Raw genomic sequence first — 20,746 nt, forward strand, 5'->3', positions numbered from 1 at the left:
TTTGATCAAACGGGCGGGGCGGTGAAGTCCTCGCCCGGATTGATGAACTGATCCATTTCCACGCCGTGCTGACGGTCGTGGAGCTGTTTATAGCGTCCGTTCAAGGCGAGCAGTTCGCGGTGTGTGCCGCGTTCCACGATCTCGCCCTGCTCGACCACGAGGATCTGGTCCGCGCTTTCGATGGTGCTGAGCCGGTGGGCGATGACGAAGGTGGTGCGGCCGGTCCGCAGCCTCCTCAGGCCATCCCGGATCATGGCTTCGCTTTCGCTATCGAGGCTCGAGGTGGCTTCATCCAGGAGCAGGATGCGGGGATCCGCGAGGATGGCGCGCGCGATGGCCACGCGTTGACGCTGGCCGCCCGAGAGCTTCACGCCCCGTTCACCAACGACGGTGTCGTAGCCCTGATCGAAGCGGTCGACGAATTCGTGGACATGGGCGATGCGGCCCACGGTCTCGATCTCCTCCCGGGTCGCACCGGGTTTGGCAAAGCCGATGTTGTCGGCGACGGTGCCATCGAAAAGGAAGTTGTCCTGCATGACGACGCCCAGTTTCGCCCGGTATTCCCGAAGCCTGAGGGTCTCGATGTTCTTGCCATCGACGAGAACCCGGCCTTGTTGGGGATGGTTGAAGGCCATCGCGAGCGACAGGATGGTGCTCTTGCCGCCACCACTGGAGCCCACCAGGGCGGCCGTGCTGCCCGCCGGAACCTCGAAGGAGATGCCCTTCAGCACCGGGCTTCCTTCTTCGTAGGCGAAGTGCACATCATGGAAGGCGACGGACCCCTCGACGATCGGCAGAGGTTCCCGGGCGGCATCCTCCTGATCCTCCGTGGGCATGTCCAGGACCTCCCGGACGCGGTCCAGGCCTGCGAAAGCCTCGCTGACCTGGGTCCCGATGTTGGCGATCTGGACCACCGGAGCCGCCATGAGTCCGACGAAGAAGGTGTACATGATCAAGTCACCCAGCGTCATCGCCCCGGCCAGGATGGCTCGGCCGCCGATGATCATGATCAACACGCCGAGCGCTCCCACAATGGCCGTGCCAAAGGCGGTGATGGCGCTGGTGCCCGTCAGCGTTCCGGCGATGTTGCGGAAGAGTCGCTCGGTGCCCTCCGCGAAGATCCGACGTTCACGGTCTTCCGCCACATAGATCTTCAGGATCCGAATGCCGCCCACGGATTCGGTGAGGCGCCCGGTGATATCGGCCGTGATCTCGCTGCGCTTCCGGAACAGCGGGCGGAGCCTGCGGAAGGCCAGGGCCATGGCTCCTCCGAAAGCCGATAAAAAGATGAGGGTCGCCAGGGTGAGCTTCCAGTTCAGCCAGAACAGCACCGCGAGCGAGATCACCGCCGTGAGAACACCGCCCACGAGCTGGATGATTCCGGTACCCACCAGGTTGCGGACCCCTTCCGCATCGTTCATGACGCGGGAAATCACCACGCCGCTCTTCGTGTTGTCGAAGTAGCGAATGGGCAGGCGGAGGATGTGATCCTGCACCCGTTGACGCATGGCCATGATGGCTCGCTGGGCGGCCACGCTGACCACCTGGGAATTGGCGTAGCTGGTGATGGCTTGCAGCAACGTGGCCGCGCCCGCTCCAAGAGCCAAGGGCAGCAGAAGGCGCCCGTTGTGTTTTCCGATGACCTCGTCGATCAGGTATTTGGTGCTGGCGGGAAGCACGAGTCCCGCCAGACGGCTGATCAGCATGAGGAAAAGCCCCAGGCCCAGGGAGCCCCGATGCTGGCGGAGCAGGACACGCGCCTCACGCCAGGCGCGGGCGGCATCCACTTTCGGTTTCGATGTCGATTCGGTCATGGGATCACCCGCGTGAAGGTGACCCTACCGCGGGGATCTTTTTCGGGAAAGCGGCTTCTCAGAAGAAGCGGTCCCTCACGGGGGCGAATGGAAGGTTGGGACTCAGACAAAGAAACCACGCCTCAAGGTGGTTTCATTGGCAGCGAGGTCTTGGCATCGATCAACCAAGTGCTGCGATGATCATCCGTCCTCTCAACTGACGCGATTATGAAGTTTTAACTCAACTGCCGCAGCTGGTTCCAGGACGCGGAACGTGAAGGACTCGGTGAAGTACAGCTCGACCTCGCGTGCATCGTGGATCTTGTAGCCAATGGCGAGATCCTGACCCACCGTCATTTCGAAATCCCCGCCCCGTCGCGAAAGCACGGCACCACCTTCAAGCACCGGACTCCAGTGGATGCCACCTGTGACCAGGGACTTGATGCGTTCGCGCAGGGGGTAGGCATTTGGTTCTCCGGCCATCAACCACTGGTAGGGATCGGTCCCCAGCACCAAGGCGAAGGGGCCACCGATCTCTGCCTTCTGGATGCAGAGCAGGGCCGATTCAACCGATTCGGTGAGACTGCCCCGATCGGAACTGAGCACCACCGGAGGATGGCTGGAGCCCGCAAGCATGCCTTGGATGCCGGCAGCGCTGAACCCCCAATAGAGGGCCGTTTCTTCGAAAAGGGCCACCTTTCGCGCGGCAGCTTTGAGGGCATCCAGATTCGGGTTCTTCGCGCCTCGGGCGATGTCATCCAATTCCCAGATTCCCAGGTTGAAAGGCACCCGGACCTCCATGAGGGGAAGCACCTTGTGGAGGCCCCAGGCCACATCATCGGCGTCGCTCCCAGGGCCGATATCCAGGCGGCCGAGGCTCACCGCGGCAAAGGGCAAACCATGAGGGCCCGAAAAATCCACCAGCTTCCGCCCGGAAAGATTGCCCTTCAGAATGCGCGAACTCTGCAGTTCGATTTCCTTCCAAGCCTCATCCACGATGGGCGCCACGTGGCGCCGGAGCATGTCAGTCATATCTGTTTCCCCTGTAGGTGGCTCATGTGAGACGCCCCAATCCCAGCCCGTTTCCCGGCGCTGGGGGAGGCTCCAATCCCTTGGCCAGGGCGGTCAATTCACCGGAGGTGAAGAGGAACTTCCTCAGCTGGACGTCAAACTCGGGCCGGTTTCGTCGCAACCATTCAAGGAGCATGGCCGCATGTTCCATCTCGTCATTGCGGTTATGGATCAGGATGGCCTTGAGCGGCTCGTCAGCGGTCGCATCCATCCGTTGGTGGTAGTAGTCGATGGCTTCCAGTTCTTCCTGCAAACTGGCCAGCGCCCTATGGAAACCGAGCGCCTCAGGCGAAAGGCCCGCTTCCAGGAGTCCGCTGCTCATCGCTGCCTCTTGGCCTGGTCGTGACGTGTCGCCGCACTGAATCGTCTGGACACCTCACTCCACTTGACGTTGTCGAAGAAGGCATTGATGTAGTCGGGCCGTTTGATGCCGAAATCCACCATGAAGGCATGCTCCCAGCTGTCCAGCACCAGGAGCAGATCCTGGTCGATGGGCATCCCCAGGTGGTGCTCGGCTACGAAGTAGGTGTGGAGGCGGCCGTCCCGTCGGTTGCGAGTGAGCAGGGCCCACCCCGGCCCGCCCAGGGCGGTGGCTTTGAGGTCCGCCAGAATCTTGTCCCTGCCACCCTGCGCGTCCATGGCCTTTTGGAAGTCCGGAGCGGTGGTGGCGTCGGCACCCAGGTTTTCGAAGTAGAGCTCGTGAAGGAAGGAGCCGTTGAAGGCGACCGCCTCCCGCCGCTTCAATTCGCTGTATTCATTGAAGGAGTAGTTGGGCTTGGTGTTGTTCTCCACCGTCAGCTTCTCCTCAATTTCATTGAGCTTGGCCAGGTAGCCCTTGTAGAGGGTGAAATGCAGTTCCAGCTGGCTATCGCTGAACCCTTTCAGGGCCCCACCCTTCAGGTGCTCGTAATTCATCGCTTCGTAGGTCATGAAACGCCTCCAGGATGCCGGTCGATTGAAGCAAAAGAATTCCTACGCCTGAAGGTCTGGAGCAATTTCCAATCCAATGCGAAAGTGCGTCTAAGTAAAGTGTTTATGCGCTTGCAAGGGATTCTTCCGAGAGGGCTTTCCACCAAAATGATGCCCCTGCTGCTTCAGTTTGAAGGCCCCATCAAAGTCGCTCTCGACTGTCCATTTGGGGGGAGAAGACCATGCCATTCCTGCCATGGGTGTTCCCCGGCAAGACTCCTTCGAAGTGACTTGATCGGCGTCTCAAATTGATCGAAGGCCCGAACCTCGTCGTTTGCTCAAACGTGTATAAATGTAAACAAATAAGATATTAGTTAACGGGCTCAAGAAATGCAGAGTGATCTGAATCTTGAGGTCGACCAGCATGGCGCGTGTCCCGATCCATCTACATGATTTCCAGATCCAGCCCGCGAGGTACCACTCGGATCAGGCGACCATCGTGGATTGGATCGCCGCGGCCCACGCCCAGGCGGAGATCACCCTTCAGGCACCACCGACGGATGAGGCCCGTGAAACCCTCGTCCGGAAATTCCGGAAGTTGGTTCGGCGGTTTGGCTGCAGCACGGATCGGATCGCCTTCCGGAATTCCTCACTGGAGGACTTCACCCATACGGATTGGGATCGGATGAGGATCTTCCAGCTGAACAAGTTTCCCTCGGGAAGGCCTTGCGGGGAGCGGAGCCGGTTTTTCAGTGAGATCAGCGGCGAAGCGTTCGAACAGTTCTACGCCCATGAGAGCGAGCCGCCTCCGGTCATCATCCATGTCACGTGCACGGGGTACGTGTCCCCCAGCGGCGCCCAACGGCTGGTGGCCAGCCGGGACTGGGGCCGGTCCACGGAAGTGTTTCACGCGTATCACATGGGTTGCTATGCCTCGATGCCAGCCATTCGCATGGCAGCGGGCTTTGTGGAAAGGGGTAAGGCCCGTGTGGACATCGTCCACACCGAGTTGTGCACCTTGCACATGGATCCCAGCCAGCACCTGCCCGAGCAACTGGTGGTGCAGACCCTGTTCGCGGATGGTTTGATTCGGTATTCGGTGTCTCGTGCCAGGGCCGGGAAACCCCTTTCGAATGGCCTGGAGCTGATCACCACCCGTGAGGAAATCGTGCCTGGCACCGGCGATGCCATGACCTGGATGGTCTCGGATTTCGGGATGCTGATGACGCTCTCCCGGAAGGTGCCCGATCACATTCGCGCAGGTTTGGGGGCGTTCCTCGACAGGTTGGCCGCTTCAGCGGAGCTGACGTCGGGTCAGCTGATCGAAGAGGCGATCTTCGCCATACATCCCGGCGGCCCGCGAATCATCGATGAGATCGCGGAACACCTTGGCCTGCGGCCCGAACAGGTGAGCGCCAGCAACGCCATTCTCAGCCAGTTCGGCAACATGTCATCCGCCACGTTGCCCCATGTGTGGCAGGCCGTGCTGGCGGATCCAGCCGTGAAACCCGGCACCCTCATCGTCTCCCTGGCCTTTGGGCCCGGACTGACCATCGCGGGTGCCATCCTCCGGAAAACGCCGTGAACGGTACCTTGTTCTGGCTCCTGCCCTTCGGATTCCAGGGCCTGGCCATGGGGTTTGACACGTTCATCTACCACCGCCGCCGGGAGGTGCCCCGCTGGGAAGGGCTGGGACACGTGCTGGACAGCCTGGTCTTCCTGGCTTGCTTGGTGCTCCCGGTGCTGGTCGCTCCCACACCTTCGAACATCCGGCTCTTCAGTGGCATGGCCGTGTGCTCATGTCTTCTGATCACGAAGGACGAATTCATCCACCAGCGCCTCTGCTCGGGAGGGGAGCATTGGCTTCATGCCGTGTTGTTCATCCTCCATCCCATCGTGCTGTTAGCCACAGCCATGCTTTGGATCGACCTTGGATCCGCCGCCCTTTCTCAGACCTTCCCTCGACCCCTGGCCGCATGGCTGCTCCAGTTGCAGGCGGCCCTCGTCTTCGGATTTCTGGTGTACCAGATTGCCGAGTGGTTCTGGCGGGCTCGGTGGGAAGGGAAGGGTCCGGAGATCAACAACAGCATTTACGAGGATCTGGGCGACCGTTGGTACACGACCACCGACGACCCTGTGGCGCTGCTTAGGGCCGAGTCGCGACTCCGGACTTCCTGGGTGCAGGCGGACCTTCACGCAGCCTTTGGCGAAGAAGCCTTGGCCATTCTCGATGTGGCCTGTGGAGCTGGATTTCTGAGCAACCCGCTGGCACAGGCCGGGCATGAGGTCACCGGCATCGACCTCTCGCTTAGCAGCCTCGAGGTGGCGAAACGGCACGATCACACCCGATCCGTGACGTACCTCCCCATGGATGCCCGGTGCTTGTCCTTTCCCGACGCGCGGTTCGATGTGGTCTGCATGATGGATTTCCTCGAACATCTTCCGGAAAAGGAAGAGGTGCTGCGAGAGGCCTCCAGGGTCCTCAAGCCGGGTGGGTGGTTCTTCTTCCACACCTTCAATCGGACGCTCCTCAGTTGGCTCATCGGCATCAAGGGCGTCGAGTGGTTTGTGAAGAACACACCCGCGCACATGCATGTGTACCGGCTTTTCCTAAAGCCTTCCGAATTGAGGGATCTCTGCGCCCGCCAACACCTGGTCGTGGAAGAGGTTCGGGGGGTTCGTCCGCGGATCTTCAGCTGGGCTTTCTGGAAGCTGCTTCTCACCGGAAGGGTGAGCGATCAGTTCCAGTTCGTGTTCACGCATTCACAAAGCATCGGGTATTGCGGGCACGCCCGAAAATTGACCGCCTTACTTGCCAGGCCTGTGCCATGAGCGTGCTTTCGGGCTCGACGGGGTCCTATTACCCGCCTTCGATCCCAGGCGCATCCGGGCCTTGTTTCCAATGGAGGGATGACAAACCATGAGCAGCTTCACCACCAAAGATGGAACGGAACTCTATTTCAAGGATTGGGGGTCGGGACGACCCGTCGTCTTCAGCCACGGGTGGCCCCTCACCGCGGATGCCTGGGAAGGCCAGATGCTCTTCCTTGCGGCCAAGGGATTCCGGTGCATCGCCCACGACCGACGCGGACATGGACGCTCAGCCCAGCCCTCGATCGGCAACGACATGGACACCTATGCCGACGACCTGGCAGAACTCATCGACCGGCTCGACCTCACGAACCTGTCGTTGGTGGGCCATTCGACAGGCGCGGGCGAGATCGCTCGGTTCATCGGACGCCATGGCACCAAGCGGGTCGCGAAGGTGGTCCTCGTAAGCGGCGTGCAGCCGCTGATGCTGAAGACAGACGACCATCCCGATGGCCTGCCCATGGAGGTCTTTGATCAGATCCGAGCCGGCGTGCGGGCCGACCGCTCCCAGTTCTTCAAGGACCTGACGACCGCGTTCTACGGCGCCAATCGACCCGGCGTCAAGATCAGCCAGGGGGTTCGGGATGCCTTCTGGTTCCAGGGCATCCAGGGCGGCCTCCTGAACGAGCTCGAGTGCATCAAAGCGTTCTCTGAAACGGATTTCACGGAGGACCTTAAAAAAATGGATGTACCCACCCTCATCATCCAGGGCGACGACGATCAGATCGTTCCGGTCCGTTCCTCGGCCTATGCCACGGCCCAATTGATCCCGAAGGCAACCCTGAAGCTGTACCCAGGGGGGTCCCATGGCCTTGCCGACACTCACAAGGACGAGCTGAATGCCGACCTCCTGGCCTTCCTGAGTACCTGAGGTTGCCGCAGGCCGGCGGAACAAACGCGCGATCAAGGCTTTGAAACTGCCACCACCCCATCTCCAAGGAGCGATCCCATGACCAAGATCCTGATTCTCTACTACAGCATGTATGGCCACATCGAAAGCCTGGCCAAGGCGGTGGCGGAGGGCGCCCGGGGAGTCGCAAACACCGAGGTCACCCTCAAGCGCGTGCCCGAATTGATGTCTGAAGAGGCGGCCCGCAAAGCCGGCGCCAAGGTCGATCAGGCCGCTCCCCTTGCGAATGTCGATGAACTCTCGGGGTACGACGCCATCATCTTCGGCACCCCGACGCGGTTCGGGAACATGTGCGCCCAGATGCGGAACTTCCTCGATCAGACGGGCCGGCTGTGGCAGGAGGGCGGCCTGATCGGCAAGGTGGGCAGCGTGTTTACCAGCACTGCCACGCAGCACGGCGGGCAGGAAACCACCATCACGTCCTTCCATACCACCCTGCTGCATCACGGCATGGTCATCGTGGGCGTCCCCTATTCCTGCGTACAGATCGGAAACATGGGTGAAATCAGCGGTGGGTCGCCCTACGGCGCCGGTACGCTGGCGGGTGGCGATGGCCACCGCCAACCCTCAGAGAACGAGTTGACGATCGCGCGATTCCAGGGCGCGCATGTGGCGGACGTGGCCAGGAAGCTTTCAGCCTGATCAGCCGGCAGGCACGTTGGAGCGGGGCGAATGGCCGCGAAGGCGAAATCCTTCGACCTTCCCTTGCATGCCTGAATGCGTCTCATCGATTTCCCACGTGGACGACTGCGCGTGGACGCCTTGATCAAGTCGTTCAACTTGGCGAGGTTCTCTGTCGCGAGCGGGTCGCATTCAGATCAAGGCGAGCGCGTTGCCCGGCAAGGCTGGGAGCGGAAGGTGTGTGGCGGGAAGGATGGTGGCGATCGCGGATGCCGATCGTTCAGCGAGGATGCGGCCGTGAAGGCGGGGGCTCATTCAGAATGATGGATCCATCTCGCTCGCGCCCTGATCGCAATTGTAAAGACATGAATACTAAGGAGCATTGATTGTGGCTTGAAACCTGCTCAGTTCTGTTGGCCACCATCCGGTGCGCACAACCGCAGTTTCACACGAGGAGTCAGAACCATGAAATCAAGCACGAAGGATCAGGTCGCAGGTACGTTTCATGAACTCAAAGGCAAGGTCGAGGAGACCGCGGGCAAGGTGACGAAAAATCCTCGGTTGAAGGACAAGGGTCGCGCTGAAAAAGTCAGCGGCAAAGTTCAGAAGAAGATCGGCCAGGTGGAGAAGGTGCTTGGCAAGTAATCAACCTAGTGGGGTCGGGGCTTCCCGTATGGGAAGTCCCTTTTGAAAGGAAATCATCATGTTGTGGACCATCGCTGTCGTCCTTATCGTTCTCTGGGTTCTGGGGCTCCTCAGTGCCTACACCATGGGCGGATTCATTCACATTCTGCTCGTGCTCGCCGTCATTGCCATTCTCGTCCAGGTGATTCAGGGGAGACGGTTGATCTAGGGGGATCATGTCCAATCCACCCAAACCAGGCGGAACGGCAAGGAGCGCCACGGGCCTGCGGTTTTCCGTCAAAAAGGCCATCGACCGGATCCGGGTTTGGTTCACCATCCAGCCCCGGGTCCTCAAGGTGGCGATGCTCTCCTTGTGCGTCCTGATGGTGGCTGCCGGCCTCTACTCCTTCAGTCTGATGCTTAGGCGAGGGCCCGTGGCGGGGCAGGTCGGGGCTTTCGTCATGGAGGGCCAGACGGGCGTCGGGGTGGGGTCGCTCAACGATCAATTGCCAGTGGTTCTGGGTACCAGTTCCCTGCTGAGCTTCCTGGAATCCCATCCGATTGAGCGGGTGAATGTGATCTACAAACCCCTCATGTGGAATGTCTCCGAGCGGATCTTCCTCATCGAATCGCACAACAGGTATTACGCCTTCTATCCCAGCGACATGGAGACGAAGATCTTCACCGACAAGGCCGTCACCGCAGCCTGGGGCGGCAAGCTTGTCTTCATCCCGCGGAGCGAACTCAGTGCCAGTCATCTCAGGTTGATCGAGCGATTGGACGAGCGCTTTTCCGGGGCCCGCCCACAATCCGAGAAATATGCCTGGACGACGATCGCGAGTGGATTGCTATCGGTTCTGGCTCTGCTTGGCGTGCTGGGATTCCTTTTTATGCAGGTTAAGGGGCAGTTCAAGGCGCTCAAGTTCATCGAGCCTTCGCAGGTGCATGGCTCCATCGACGACCTGGTGGGCATGGACGACATCAAGGCTGAAGTGGCTCAGATCAAGGATCAGTACCAGCGCCGGGCGGAGTACGCCGAATACGGCATCGCCAAGCCCTTCAATGTGATGTTCAGCGGCCCGGCGGGTACCGGCAAGACCAAGTTGGCCAGCTACCTGGCCAAGGAGCTGAGGCTGCCGATCCTGTTCCACTCTGCCGCCAACCTCGAAACCGGCCTCGTCTCCGGGGGGTCGAATACGCTCACGCGCATCCTGGCGTTGGCGAAGCGGCGCAAGCGCTGCATCGTCTTCCTGGACGAGGCCCAAGACCTGTTCATGAAACGCGGCGGTCGCAGGAAGTTCGACGACGACACCTCGAACACGTTCCTGTCTGTGCTGGACGGCGTCCGCAGCAGGAATGGGGCCGAGATCATCTGGATCGTGGCCAGCAATTTCAATAGCGAAACCATGGCGATGGATGAGGCCATGCTGCGGCGCTTCCAGATGAAGGTGGACTTCCGCCTGCCCAACCAGGAGGAGCGCTTGGCGATCATCGACCACTACCTCGGGCAACGCGCCGACAAGGTGCTACCCGATCTGGACCTTCGCCACCTGGTCGCCGTGACCGAGGGCTGCAGTCCGGCAGACTTGGAAACCATCGTCAATCAAGCCGGCATCACGGCCGTACAAGCAAAGGGGATGATCGGGGCCGGTACCTTGATGCAAGCCGCCGAGCGGGTACTCGTGGGCAACGTCAACATCAACACCACGCAGGAACGCCAACGCGATCGCCGCATCATCGCCACCCATGAATGGGGCCACTTCCTCGTCGACCTCGATCGCGAACGCAAACTGACCCATGACAACTGGGAGCAGATGCTGGCCGAAGTGAAGACCATCAAGATATCCCTCAAGGCCAATCCGCGCACCAATGCGCTGGGGTTCGTCTTTCACAAGCAGGGTGTCAACCTGCTCAAGACCAAGGGCGACATCGAGCATGAGGTGCGTGTGCTTCTCGGCGGAATGGCCAATGAGGAGTTGTTCTTTGGTGAGGAGGGGACCACCAACGGGGCCCATAACGACATCACGCGCGTGACGAAGCTGCTCCATCATGCGGTGGGCGAAATGGGCATGTACCGTAAGACCCGCCTGAACTTTGGTGCGCTCTCCGAGGACAAATCCGGCGGAGGCAAGGAGGTGGACGATGAAACTCGCAGCATCATGGAAGCCCAAAGCGAGCGGCTGTATGGAGAAACCAGGGCCATTCTGGCGGGCCTCATGCCGTTGACCGAACATCTGGTCGCCAAGCTGCTGGACGCGAATGAGATGAATTTAAGTGAGGCCCTCTTCGAGATCCGGAACTTCGAAATCGCTGGATTGTCCTTCACCGGACCGAGGTAGAGTCACCCGAATGGCCACGTACATGGCCTTGAAAACGGAAGCGCAAAGCGCGAACGCTGCGGATCGAATCCTTGAATCCCGGAGCACGGACCAAAGTTCCAAGGCCGGCCCGAAAGCCTTGAATCATTCTGGTTGAGTTGCCAATGAAAACGCCCCAGGGTCGGGGCGTTTTCGGGTACAGGGTGTCACATCAAGGTTCGCGCTACCAACGGAAGGTTGCAGCGAACTGCAGGTAATTGCCATCTCGGTTCACGTCTGTGCGAGCGGTTGAGGTGGGGTCATTCAAATCGAAGGCCTTGTAGGGTGAGTGCAGGAAACGGGCTTCCAAACCGATGACGCGCGTGAACTGCCAGCCGAGTCCGGCGGCGAGGCCAAGGCTTGTGGTGTTCTTCGTCGTGTCCCGGCTTGAAGAGAAGGTGTTTCCGATCTTGTCAGAGGTGGTGTACGAGAGATCCCAGCGTGTGACTCCCGCGCCCGCGGTGAGGTAGAGGCCCTTCGGCGCGCCGTTCAGGTAGTAGAGGTAATCCAGGCCGAGGCCCAAAGAGGTGAGATCGCGGGACTCGCGGTAGTTGCTGTGGCTGGGCTCATAGGTAGAAACGTTGAAGCGGTTCACGTCAAACCTGGGGCGGATGGCATGGCCCTCAGGAAAGTCCCACTGCACCAGGAAACTTGCACCAGCACCGAGGGTCTTGTCCGTGTCGTCCTTCAATTCCCCCAGGGGAGAGTTGAGCTGGGCAGAGAATCCGAAACTGGGATGACTAGTGGATTGGGCAGCCAGAGGCAGGGAGAGCGCCACGGCTAGGGGAAAGATGGCGAAGCGATTCATACGAACTCCATGGACCACCAGGTCGGTGGCGTTGAACGGAGGGCAGCGTGCCATCCGTGAGTATTCCTGTTGGTGTGCAAAATTGAATCCAAACTGGAAATACATCTAAATAAACGCCTTAAATTGTAATAGCCAAGGTTAAACGAGCCGGTCCCATCAATACGAACGGACTCGTCCTTCACATCGATTCAGGTGAAGCGCCTCGTCCAGGTTGATGTCCTGGTCTGCCTGCCCTCGAATCTCCAAGAGAAGGTACTGCTGTCCCATCTGAAGGCCTGACCTGTGACTTTCCCAGACCTCACGGTCATGGCGCGGCCCCTGCTTTGGCGGATCACCGTCAGACGTGGGCCACAAAGTCGTGGCCAACAGGGCCGTTTCTCAGAATTTCTGTATACAGCCGCTGGCCCACCCAAGTGTGCGGGAAATCTTAAAAAACCACAGGAACGCTCGCTCTAGGTGGGGCTTTCGTCTTCTCATCCGCAGTCACAAAAACGCCCGACTTGTGGTCGGGCGCTTGTCTGGTTGGGGAGGAAGGATTCGAACCCTCGATACGCAGGATCAAAACCTGCTGCCTTACCACTTGGCTACTCCCCAGGCGGAAACATAAGCATAGCGCGGGTTCGCGTTCTTCCCAAGCCTGAGTTCCGGTCTTCAGGGGTTGGGTTTGGGGGTGAAGCCGAACTCCTCGACGCTCAGCAGGTCGGGGCGCACCTGGGCGGCTTCGCCCCGTTCGATGCGGCTGAGGGCGCGGTGGCCCGTGGCCGTTTCGTAGGCCAGCAGCACCTTCTCTTCGATCTGCTCGCGCAGGGCGTTGTTCAGGGGGTAGGCGATGTCCTTGAAGCTGCCATCCCGCTTCCGGCGGCTGGGCATGGCGACGAAGTAGCCGTCCTCGCCCTCCACCACGCGCAGATCGCCCACCAGGAAGCAGTCTTGGATGACGAGGGCCGCGAAGGCCTTGAGCTTGTCGTCACCCTCGACCTTGGTGATGCGAATGTCCGTGATGTTGAGCATGTCCGTCCTCGGTCCGAATCGTCGGCCCAACCACGGGGCCGCCTCTCAGGTTATCCGATCTCGATCCAGCCCCACTGGCGCCCGGTGGTTTCTCCGCGGCGGTAGGAATAGAGCAGGTCCGGGCGGCAGACTGTGCAGAGGGCGACGCTGCCGTCCCGCGCCGGATTCAAGCCCAGGTCCAGCGCCTGCGCCCTCAGAAAGCCATGGAGGTCCAAGTGGGGCTTACCGGAAGGGCCGATGCATCGCAGCTCGTCCCGCCAGGCGGGATCCAGGCGCGCGGCCTCGATGACTTCCTCGCCCACCTCGAAATGACAAACGAGGATCGCTGGACCGAAGGCCCAGGTGAGCTTTGCGGGGTCGCCGCCCAGGGAGCGGTAGCGGGCCACGCCACGTCGGAGGATGCCACCTCCAGGTTCGGGATCACCGAATCCCGTGGCGCCTCGCCAGCCCGCGTGCAGGGCCGCGATCCAGGGGCTTCCATCGGCCAGAGGGCCCGCCAGCAGCACGGGCACGCAGTCTGCGACGCGCACGCCGATGCGCAGGCCCCGGGTGGTGGTCCACTGGCCGTCGCCTTCGACCACGGCATCCGAGGCTTCCACGATGCCGCATCGGTGCACCTGGTTCAGGCGGCGGGCCGGGAGGTCACCTTCGGCATCCAGGCGGGTGGAAAACCCCCAGCTCATGGGAAAGGGGGTCGGAATGTCGGGGATCAGCACGGAAAGCTCAGCCCTTCGATCCGAGGCGGGCCTCCAGCCACTGCTTGATGCGGTTCGCGTCGCCCAGGCGGCTGTACTTGCCCCAGGAATCCAGCAGGATGACGAAGACCGGGCGGTTGGCCAGCATGGCCTGCATGACGAGGCAGCGGCCCGCTTCCTCGATGTAGCCGGTCTTTGACAGGCCGATGTTCCAGTGGCGGCTGCGCACGAGGGCATTGGTGTTGGGGAACTGGATGCTGCGGCGCCCGGACTGGATGGAGGTCTCGGGGCGGGTGGTGAAGTCCCGGATCTCGGGGTAGGCGTAGGCCGCCTGAAGGATGCGGGCCAAGTCCCAGGCCGAAGCCACGTTGCTGCTGGAAAGACCCGTGGGATCGGCGAAGCGGGCGCCCGTGAGGCCGAGCTCCTTGGCCTTGGCGTTCATGGCCTGGACGAAGGCGGGGAGTCCGCCGGGGTAGGTGCGCCCGAGGGCGTGGGCCGCGCGGTTTTCCGAGGCCAGCAGGGCCAGCAGGAGGGCCTGCTCGCGGGGAAGTCGGGTGCCCACGGGCAGCCGCGACTTGCTGTGGCGCAGCGAATCCTTGTCATCGTCGGTGATGGTGAGCATTTCGCTGGGGTCCAGGTGGGCGTCCAGCAGCACCATGGCCGTCATGAGCTTGGTCAGGGAGGCGATGGGAACCGAAGCCCCGGCCTGCTTTTCGAGCAGGGCCTGCCCGGTGCTCTGATCCAGGACCAGCGCCGAGGCGGATTTGAGGGACAGCCGGGGGGTGGCGTGAGAGGAGGCCAGGCCCGTGACCGCAACACCGGCCATGATCCAGCTCAACACCCATCCCCGTGTGCTTCGGTTGAAGCCCATGAACACTCCTGAAGATTCCGATTGTTATCACTTCTTCCCAGTCTATCGGATCCGGGAGTCCATTGCTCAAGGCCTCAGGGCCAAAGAAGGGCGAGTAGGCTCAGGTCGGTCACGGCCCAGGCGCCCAGGCCCCAGTACATGCCCGCCTCGTGCCGGGCATCCGTCCAGGTCCGCCATCCGCGCATCCAGGGCAGGAGGATGGCCAGCCAGGCCAGCAGGGAGGGAAGCAGGTAGATCGTGGGCCGTCCGAGTGCCAGGACTCCCGCCAGGAAGAATCCGTGGGCGACGAAGGCCGCCAGCAGGGCCATGACCAGGCTGCGGCCCACGCCCATCTGGATGACCAGGGTCCGGTCTCCCCGGCGGCTGTCCTCGGCCACCTGGTAGATCTGGGTCATGGGATAGAGGGTGGCGAACAGGAAGGCGAAGCCGGCCGAAGCCAGCAGGATGGTGCGGCTGAAGGGCCGCCCCGTCAGGGCCCAGCCCGCCATGGGCGTGAGCAGGCCGAAGCCCACACAGTTGATGATGAGGTCCCAGCCCGCGCGGGCCTTGAACCGGGCCGGGGGCACCGAGTAGAGCAGGCTCATGACGACGCAGGCAAGGTTGATCAGGGCGAAGGGCAGGGGCAGCAGGAAACCCAGCAGGGCCGCGGCTCCCAGCAGGGCGGATGAAAAGGCCAGCAGGTGTTCGGGGGGCTTGGGCGGGGCCTTCAGGTAGCCGATGTCGCCTTCATCCTTGTCGAAGGCGCTGTTGATGGCCAGCGTGCCGCCGTTCATCAGGGCCACGAAGACCAGCCAACCCAGGAAGGAGGGCCAGAAACGCAACCCGCAACCGAAGGCCAGGAGCGCGCCGAGGAAGAAATGGGCCGTCATGATCGGCCATTCGAGGGGCCGGAGGTGCAGCAGGTAGGGCATGGCCCTGGCGCCGATCAGGCCTTCGAAGAAGCGGCGGATGGGAAACCGGTCTCCGCTCAAGCGATGCCTTCCCGCCGCAGGGGCTGGATATCCCCGGATGGGCGCTTGGGCTCCACGAGGGCCTCCATGGCCGAAAGCAGCAGGGGAATGCTGAAATCCGTATCGACGCACATGCCGTGGGGCAGGGAGAGCGGAATCACGTACGAGGGGATCTCCGGCAGCTTCGTCAGGCCCTTCAGCAGGCGGTCGGTGCAGCTCACGGCGACGATGAGGTCCGGGCGGTATTCCCGGGCCTCGCGGTAGGCCTTGTGGCTGCGGTTGGTGATGCGGCCTTCCCAGTGATTCAGGAGGACGGCGTTCATGTAGTCGCCGACCGGGCAGAGGCCGCAGTCGTAGCAGGCCTGCAGGTCGTCGAGGATCCCGGCCTTGCATCGAGCCATCTGGATGCAGTGGGGCAGCAGGATGAGGGCCCGCTTGGCCCGGCGGCCGCCGAAGGCCTCGCGCACACGGCTGTTGTTGTGACGGCAGAAGGAGAGGATCCAGGCGTCTTCCTGGTTCAGCCAGCGTGCCAGGGGGCGCAGGGCGTTGGCCCAGAGGCTGTCCTGGCGCATGACCCGGGTCCGGTTGCGTTGAAACGATTCGCCGCGGAGGAAGCTCGGCCAGGCGGCCGCCAGGGCACCCACACCTGCCAGGATCCACCATCCGCGTCCCACGTCGTGCAGCGCGGCGGCCAAAAAGGCGAGGGCCGCAGCAGCCAGGGGCACCCCCCGGCGCACGCAGAGAAACAGCCGGCCCTGCTCGTCCGGCAAGGGGCCGGGGGCGGGCAGGGCGCGGAGTTCCTTCACTTCCCGACTCCGGCGAGACCGATCATCTTCTTGAGATCGTCATCCTTCCAGCGCAGGCCGCCGCCGAAGAAGACCGTGCGGAGATCCTTGTTGCCGATGTCCTGCAGGCCCGCCTGGATGTAGGCGCCCTTCCAGAACTGATAGCTGCTGGTGAAGCGGTAGCGGGGGTTCGGCTTGTCGTCGCGCTTGGTGAAATCGTAGGCCAGCACGCCGAAGCGCAGACGATCTTCGAGGGTGCGGAATTCCAGGCCGCCGCCGCCCTTGCCTTCGACGATGCCGGCGGAGAAGACGGCAGCGCCGATGCGCTTCGCGAACTGGGCCGAGACCGTGAAGGCCTTGTCCGTGGTGACCCAGCTGTCCTTCTGGGTGACGGTGATGGGTTTGCCGGTGATCGGATCGATCTGGGTGACCGAATGGGTGGTTTCGTTGATCTTCCCGTCGGGAGTCGATGCGAAGCCCAAGGCGTACCAGTAGTCGGGCCGCGGCGCGATCTCGAGATCGAGGCCCACGCGGCTGTCGTGCCGCTTGTCCCACTGGGCGCCGTTCATGTCGAGGCGGAAGTCCATCTTGTTGACGCCGCCCAGCAGGCCGTTCAGGTTGTCCACGGCCTCGTTGATCTTCTTGACGGTGGCGTCGTCGTTCAGCAGCTTGCCGATGGTGCCTTCGCCCTTGTTGAGGCGATCCGTGAGCACCTTGATGTTGTCCGCCGATCCCTGGAAGCTCTGGGCCAGCTTGCGCACATCGCCCATGACGCCCTTCAGCTCGGGGCGGTTCTCCTCGATCATGGCGTTCAGGTTCCGGCCGACGCTTTCAAACTGCTGGGCCAGCTTGGGCAGCCGATCGCGCAGCTCCGCGGTGATGGCTTCCACGTTGGCCATCGTGTGGTTGATGGCGCCGTGGTTTTCCTGGGCCATACTGCGCACTTCGGCGGTCAGCACCCGGATGTTGTCGACGATCTCGTCGAGCTTCTGGCGGCCCTGTTCACCGCCGATGGATTCGTTGAGCGCCTGGGTGACACCCTTCACGTTCTTGCCGATGTCAGAGAGGGTCTCCATCAGGTTATCGAGGCTGACACCGGCCTTGCTGGGCAGGGGCTTGTCTTCGGGGAAGGGTCCCTTGGCGCTGTGGCCGGGATCGAGATCCACGAACTTTTCGCCCAGGATGCCGATGGAACCGAGGGACACGGTGGCATCCCCATAGACCGGCACCTGGTTCGAGAGGCCGAGGACCACGTGGGCCTTGCCGTTCTCGAGGGAGATGGCGCGCACCTCACCGACCTTCACGCCGGCGATCAGGACCTTGCTCTGCAGGTTGAGACCCGCCACCTGGTCGAAGTAGGTGAACCGTTCCGCCATGTTGCGCTTGCCGCCGAAATCCAGTTTTTCGGTACGGAAAATCAGCACGCCCATGAGGGCGATGGCTCCGGTGAAGAAGAGGCCGACCTTGGTTTCAAGCTTCATGAATGGGCCTCCTGAATTTTGCGTTTGGGTGGGGGCGGGTCCTGAAGGAAGGGACCGTCCGCATCGCCGCGCAGAAACTGCTGGATGACGGGATGCGGGTTGACCTTGAACTCCGAGGGCTTTTCGCAGGCGATGCATTCGCCGCGGAAGAGCAGGGCGATGCGGTCGGCGATCTCGAAGGCGGACTTGAGGTCGTGGGTGATGGTGATGGTCGTGACGCCCAGTTCTTCCTTGAGATCGAGGATCACGCGACCGATGACGTCCGTCATCACGGGATCCAGGCCTGTCGTGGGCTCGTCGAAGAGGAGGATCTTGGGCTTCAGCGCGATGGCGCGGGCGAAGCCGACGCGCCGCTTCATGCCGCCGGAAAGCTCCGCGGGCTTCAGCTTGTCCGTGCCCTTCATGCCGACCATGGTCAGGCATTCCTCCACCCGGGCGCCGATCTCGGCCTCGGTGGCCTTCATGTGCCTGCGCAGCCCGAAGGCCACGTTCTCGAAGACGGTCATGGAATCAAAGAGGGCGGCCATCTGGAAGCACATGCCGATGCTCTGGCGCACGTTGAAGAGCTCTTCGCGCGACAGCTGGGCGATGATTTTGCCCTCCACCGCCACGTGGCCCGAATCCGGCGTGAGCAGGCCCATGATGTTGCGCAGCAGCACGGTCTTGCCCGTGCCCGAACCGCCGAGGACCACCAGGCTTTCGCCCTCCTGGACCTGAAGGTTCACGTTGGAGAGCACGACCTTGGGCCCGAAGGCCTTGGAGAGGTTGACGACATCGATCAGGGCCATGTCGTCACACCAGCAGAAGCTTGGTCAGGAAAAAGTCGGAGATGAGGATCCACAGCGAACTCGTCACCACGCTGCTGGTGGGCGCGTTGCCCACGCCCTCGGCACCGCCTTGGGTGCGGTAACCCTTCCAGCAGCCCACGAGCGCGATGATCATGCCGAACACGAAGGCCTTGTAGATGGCGATGCGAAGATCGCGGAAGGCCAGCAGCTTGTAGAACTCGTTGCCGTAGACGTAGGCGCTCTGGCCCTCCACGCCGACGAGGATGAGGTAGCCGCCCCAGAAACCCACGTACACGGACACCACGGTCAGCAGGGGCACCACGAGCATGGAGGCAAGGAGGCGGGGCACGAAGAGGTAGTGGACGGGATCCGTGGCCAGGCACTCCAGCGCGTCGATCTGTTCGGTGACCTGCATGGTGCCCAGCTCGGCGGCCATGGCGGATCCGATGCGTCCCGACAGCATGAGGCCCGTGATCACCGGCGCGAGTTCCCGCATGATGGCGAGGCCTTCCACCTGGGAAGCCAGGCCCTCCGCCTGGAACTGCTTGAAGCCGAAGGCCAGCTGCACGGCGAACACCATGCTCACGGCCAGGCTCGTGAGCACGACGACGGGGATGGAGTTCACGCCCACAGACTGGAACTGGTTCAGGAGATTCTTGATGTCGAAGGGGCGCTTGAAGATGGCGGCGAAGGTGCGTCCCGCCAGGACGGCGAAATCGCCGAAGGTGTCCGTGCCCTTCAAGACAGCCGCGCCGACCTTGTCGAATACAGTCAGGACCATGGGGCTCCGAGCCAAAAGAATTAGCTTACCCGAGTCGGATTCTTCTGCCTGGATCTGAGCCTGACAGCGCCGCCTTCCTTGGAGGTCTGGGGCACCCGGCTGAGGGCCAGGGCATCCGCGGGCACATCCTGGGTGATGGTGCTCCCGGCTCCGATGAGCGCGCCGTCTCCGATGGCCACCGGGGCCACCAGTTGGGTGTCGGAGCCGACGAAGACGTTCCGTCCGATGGCGGTGTGGTGCTTGTTGACGCCGTCGTAGTTGCAGGTGATGACGCCGGCGCCGATGTTGCTCTTCTCGCCGATCTCGGTGTCGCCCAGATAGGCCAGGTGGTTGGCCTTGACGCCGCGATGGAGCTTGGCTTTCTTGGTTTCCACAAAATTGCCGACGTGGACCTCTTCCGCCAGGTCGGTGCCTTCGCGCAGCCGCGCGAAGGGCCCCACCTTCGCGCCGGCTCCCACGAGGGCCCGTTCGATGACGCAGTAGGGACGCACCTCGACATTGGTGCCCAGTTCAGAATCCGTGATGACCGTACCCTGGCCGATGCGGGTGCCTTCGCCCACGGCGACGTAGCCCTCCAGCGTGACGCCGGGTTCCAGCAGCACGTCACGCCCAAGGGTGACGCGCGGTCCCACGAAGGTGCCTTCGGGATGGAGGAAGGTCACGCCCTCGGACATCCAGTGCCGCTGGATGCGCCGCTGGGCGGCGGCCTGCAGGCTGGCTTGATCCTGGCGGGAGTTCATGCCCGCCATTTCTTCGGGGTCGCAGACCTCCACGGTGACGGGGAAGGCTTGGGCTACAGCCGCCACCGCGTCCGTGAGGTAGTACTCCTTCTGGGCGTTGTGGTTCGTCAGCCCCTGCAGCGCCTGGCGCAGCGCGGGCCAAGGAAGGGCGTAGGTTCCGCCGTTCACCCGACGGACGGCCAGCTGCTCGGGCGTGGCGTCCTTCGCCTCCACGATGCCCGCGAGACGCCCGTCCGGATGCTGCAGCACGCGGCCATAGGCGCCGGGCGTCGGCAGGTCCATGGCCAGCAGCAGCGAATCCGCCGTGCAGAGCCGGGCCACGGTGGCCGGCGTCGTGAGGGGCACGTCGCCGGAGAGGATCACCACCTTGGTGGCCCCCAGACGGTCCAGTTCGGGGATGCAGGTCTGAAGTGCGTGCCCCGTTCCCAGCGGTTCGCCCTGGTCCACCGTGGTCACGGGACAGGGCAGCAGCCCGGCCTTCCGCCAACTTTCCAGAGCGGCGAGAACCTGCTCCTTCCCGTGGTGGACGATGACGACGGCTCCGCCGAGATCCTTGGGCAGGGTGCGGAGCACCCACAGCAGGGCGGGGTCGCCCAGGATCGGATGCAGGACCTTGGGAAGCCGGGATTTCATGCGGGTTCCGAGACCCGCCGCCATGATGACCGCAACCGTGGACATGC

21 protein-coding genes and 1 tRNA gene are annotated in these 20,746 nt (G+C 62.4%); 7 read left to right on the forward strand and 15 right to left on the reverse strand.

Annotation, left to right across the window (positions count from 1 at the left end; translation table 11 throughout):
- Window positions 1-5 precede the first annotated feature (5 nt).
- The 4 genes from QSJ34_RS03630 to QSJ34_RS03645 all read right to left on the reverse strand — a co-directional run bounded on the left by QSJ34_RS03630 (window position 6) and on the right by QSJ34_RS03645 (window position 3,794).
- Complete coding sequence (locus QSJ34_RS03630; RefSeq protein WP_285570464.1) at window positions 6-1,814, reverse strand: ABC transporter ATP-binding protein; 1,809 nt, start codon at window positions 1,812-1,814, stop codon at window positions 6-8.
- A 192-nt stretch (window positions 1,815-2,006) separates the two neighbouring features.
- On the reverse strand, window positions 2,007-2,825 hold the full coding sequence (locus tag QSJ34_RS03635) for a family 1 encapsulin nanocompartment shell protein (protein WP_309568720.1): 819 nt from the start codon (window positions 2,823-2,825) through the stop codon (window positions 2,007-2,009).
- Between the two features lie 22 nt (window positions 2,826-2,847).
- Window positions 2,848-3,186 (reverse strand): ferritin family protein, encoded by a 339-nt coding sequence (locus QSJ34_RS03640; protein WP_285570467.1) that lies wholly within the window; start codon window positions 3,184-3,186, stop codon window positions 2,848-2,850.
- On the reverse strand, window positions 3,183-3,794 hold the full coding sequence (locus QSJ34_RS03645; protein ID WP_285570469.1) for a superoxide dismutase: 612 nt from the start codon (window positions 3,792-3,794) through the stop codon (window positions 3,183-3,185). The genes QSJ34_RS03640 and QSJ34_RS03645 overlap by 4 nt, the downstream gene beginning before the upstream one ends.
- A gap of 403 nt (window positions 3,795-4,197) precedes the next feature.
- Between QSJ34_RS03645 and QSJ34_RS03650 the strand changes: the two genes are divergently transcribed.
- From QSJ34_RS03650 to QSJ34_RS03680, 7 genes are all read left to right on the forward strand, one after another.
- Complete coding sequence (locus QSJ34_RS03650) at window positions 4,198-5,358, forward strand: 3-oxoacyl-[acyl-carrier-protein] synthase III C-terminal domain-containing protein (protein WP_285570472.1); 1,161 nt, start codon at window positions 4,198-4,200, stop codon at window positions 5,356-5,358.
- Window positions 5,359-5,471: 113 nt separating this feature from the next.
- On the forward strand, window positions 5,472-6,605 hold the full coding sequence (gene ubiG, locus QSJ34_RS03655) for a bifunctional 2-polyprenyl-6-hydroxyphenol methylase/3-demethylubiquinol 3-O-methyltransferase UbiG (protein ID WP_285570474.1): 1,134 nt from the start codon (window positions 5,472-5,474) through the stop codon (window positions 6,603-6,605).
- 88 nt (window positions 6,606-6,693) lie between these two features.
- Window positions 6,694-7,515, forward strand: a complete 822-nt coding sequence (locus QSJ34_RS03660) for an alpha/beta fold hydrolase (RefSeq protein ID WP_285570477.1) — start codon at window positions 6,694-6,696, stop codon at window positions 7,513-7,515.
- Between the two features lie 78 nt (window positions 7,516-7,593).
- Window positions 7,594-8,196, forward strand: a complete 603-nt coding sequence (gene wrbA, locus QSJ34_RS03665) for an NAD(P)H:quinone oxidoreductase (RefSeq protein WP_285570479.1) — start codon at window positions 7,594-7,596, stop codon at window positions 8,194-8,196.
- A 444-nt stretch (window positions 8,197-8,640) separates the two neighbouring features.
- Complete coding sequence (locus QSJ34_RS03670; RefSeq protein WP_285570482.1) at window positions 8,641-8,820, forward strand: CsbD family protein; 180 nt, start codon at window positions 8,641-8,643, stop codon at window positions 8,818-8,820.
- Between the two features lie 58 nt (window positions 8,821-8,878).
- Window positions 8,879-9,028, forward strand: coding sequence for a lmo0937 family membrane protein (locus QSJ34_RS03675; RefSeq protein WP_285570484.1), 150 nt, complete (start codon window positions 8,879-8,881; stop codon window positions 9,026-9,028).
- 7 nt (window positions 9,029-9,035) lie between these two features.
- Entirely contained in the window at window positions 9,036-11,138 is a 2,103-nt protein-coding gene (locus tag QSJ34_RS03680; protein WP_285570486.1) for an AAA family ATPase, read from the forward strand.
- 202 nt (window positions 11,139-11,340) lie between these two features.
- On the opposite strand, the gene QSJ34_RS03685 is transcribed toward QSJ34_RS03680, so the two are convergent.
- The 11 genes from QSJ34_RS03685 to glmU form a co-directional block, all read right to left on the reverse strand.
- The gene (locus QSJ34_RS03685) at window positions 11,341-11,964 is read right to left on the reverse strand and encodes an outer membrane beta-barrel protein (protein WP_285570488.1); all 624 of its coding nucleotides are present in this window, start codon (window positions 11,962-11,964) and stop codon (window positions 11,341-11,343) included.
- Window positions 11,965-12,483: 519 nt separating this feature from the next.
- A tRNA-Gln gene (locus tag QSJ34_RS03690) sits at window positions 12,484-12,558 on the reverse strand.
- Between the two features lie 57 nt (window positions 12,559-12,615).
- The gene (locus QSJ34_RS03695; protein WP_285570490.1) at window positions 12,616-12,975 is read right to left on the reverse strand and encodes a SpoVG family protein; all 360 of its coding nucleotides are present in this window, start codon (window positions 12,973-12,975) and stop codon (window positions 12,616-12,618) included.
- A 50-nt stretch (window positions 12,976-13,025) separates the two neighbouring features.
- Entirely contained in the window at window positions 13,026-13,691 is a 666-nt protein-coding gene (locus QSJ34_RS03700) for a purine nucleoside phosphorylase YfiH/LACC1 family protein (protein WP_285570494.1), read from the reverse strand.
- Window positions 13,692-13,698: 7 nt separating this feature from the next.
- On the reverse strand, window positions 13,699-14,541 hold the full coding sequence (locus QSJ34_RS03705) for a serine hydrolase (protein ID WP_285570497.1): 843 nt from the start codon (window positions 14,539-14,541) through the stop codon (window positions 13,699-13,701).
- A gap of 74 nt (window positions 14,542-14,615) precedes the next feature.
- Entirely contained in the window at window positions 14,616-15,512 is an 897-nt protein-coding gene (locus QSJ34_RS03710; protein ID WP_285570500.1) for a UbiA family prenyltransferase, read from the reverse strand.
- Complete coding sequence (locus QSJ34_RS03715; RefSeq protein WP_285570503.1) at window positions 15,509-16,297, reverse strand: DUF116 domain-containing protein; 789 nt, start codon at window positions 16,295-16,297, stop codon at window positions 15,509-15,511. Before QSJ34_RS03715 ends, QSJ34_RS03710 begins: the two co-directional genes overlap by 4 nt.
- Entirely contained in the window at window positions 16,294-17,757 is a 1,464-nt protein-coding gene (locus tag QSJ34_RS03720; protein WP_285570506.1) for an MlaD family protein, read from the reverse strand. The genes QSJ34_RS03715 and QSJ34_RS03720 overlap by 4 nt, the downstream gene beginning before the upstream one ends.
- Window positions 17,754-18,545, reverse strand: a complete 792-nt coding sequence (locus QSJ34_RS03725; protein WP_285570509.1) for an ABC transporter ATP-binding protein — start codon at window positions 18,543-18,545, stop codon at window positions 17,754-17,756. The genes QSJ34_RS03720 and QSJ34_RS03725 overlap by 4 nt, the downstream gene beginning before the upstream one ends.
- 4 nt (window positions 18,546-18,549) lie before the next feature.
- Window positions 18,550-19,326, reverse strand: a complete 777-nt coding sequence (locus tag QSJ34_RS03730) for an MlaE family ABC transporter permease (protein WP_285570512.1) — start codon at window positions 19,324-19,326, stop codon at window positions 18,550-18,552.
- 20 nt (window positions 19,327-19,346) lie between these two features.
- Entirely contained in the window at window positions 19,347-20,744 is a 1,398-nt protein-coding gene (glmU, locus tag QSJ34_RS03735; protein WP_285570515.1) for a bifunctional UDP-N-acetylglucosamine diphosphorylase/glucosamine-1-phosphate N-acetyltransferase GlmU, read from the reverse strand.
- Between the last annotated feature and the right edge of the window lie 2 nt (window positions 20,745-20,746).

The sequence above is a fragment of the Geothrix limicola genome, from assembly GCF_030268085.1.
Classification (GTDB): domain Bacteria; phylum Acidobacteriota; class Holophagae; order Holophagales; family Holophagaceae; genus Geothrix; species Geothrix limicola.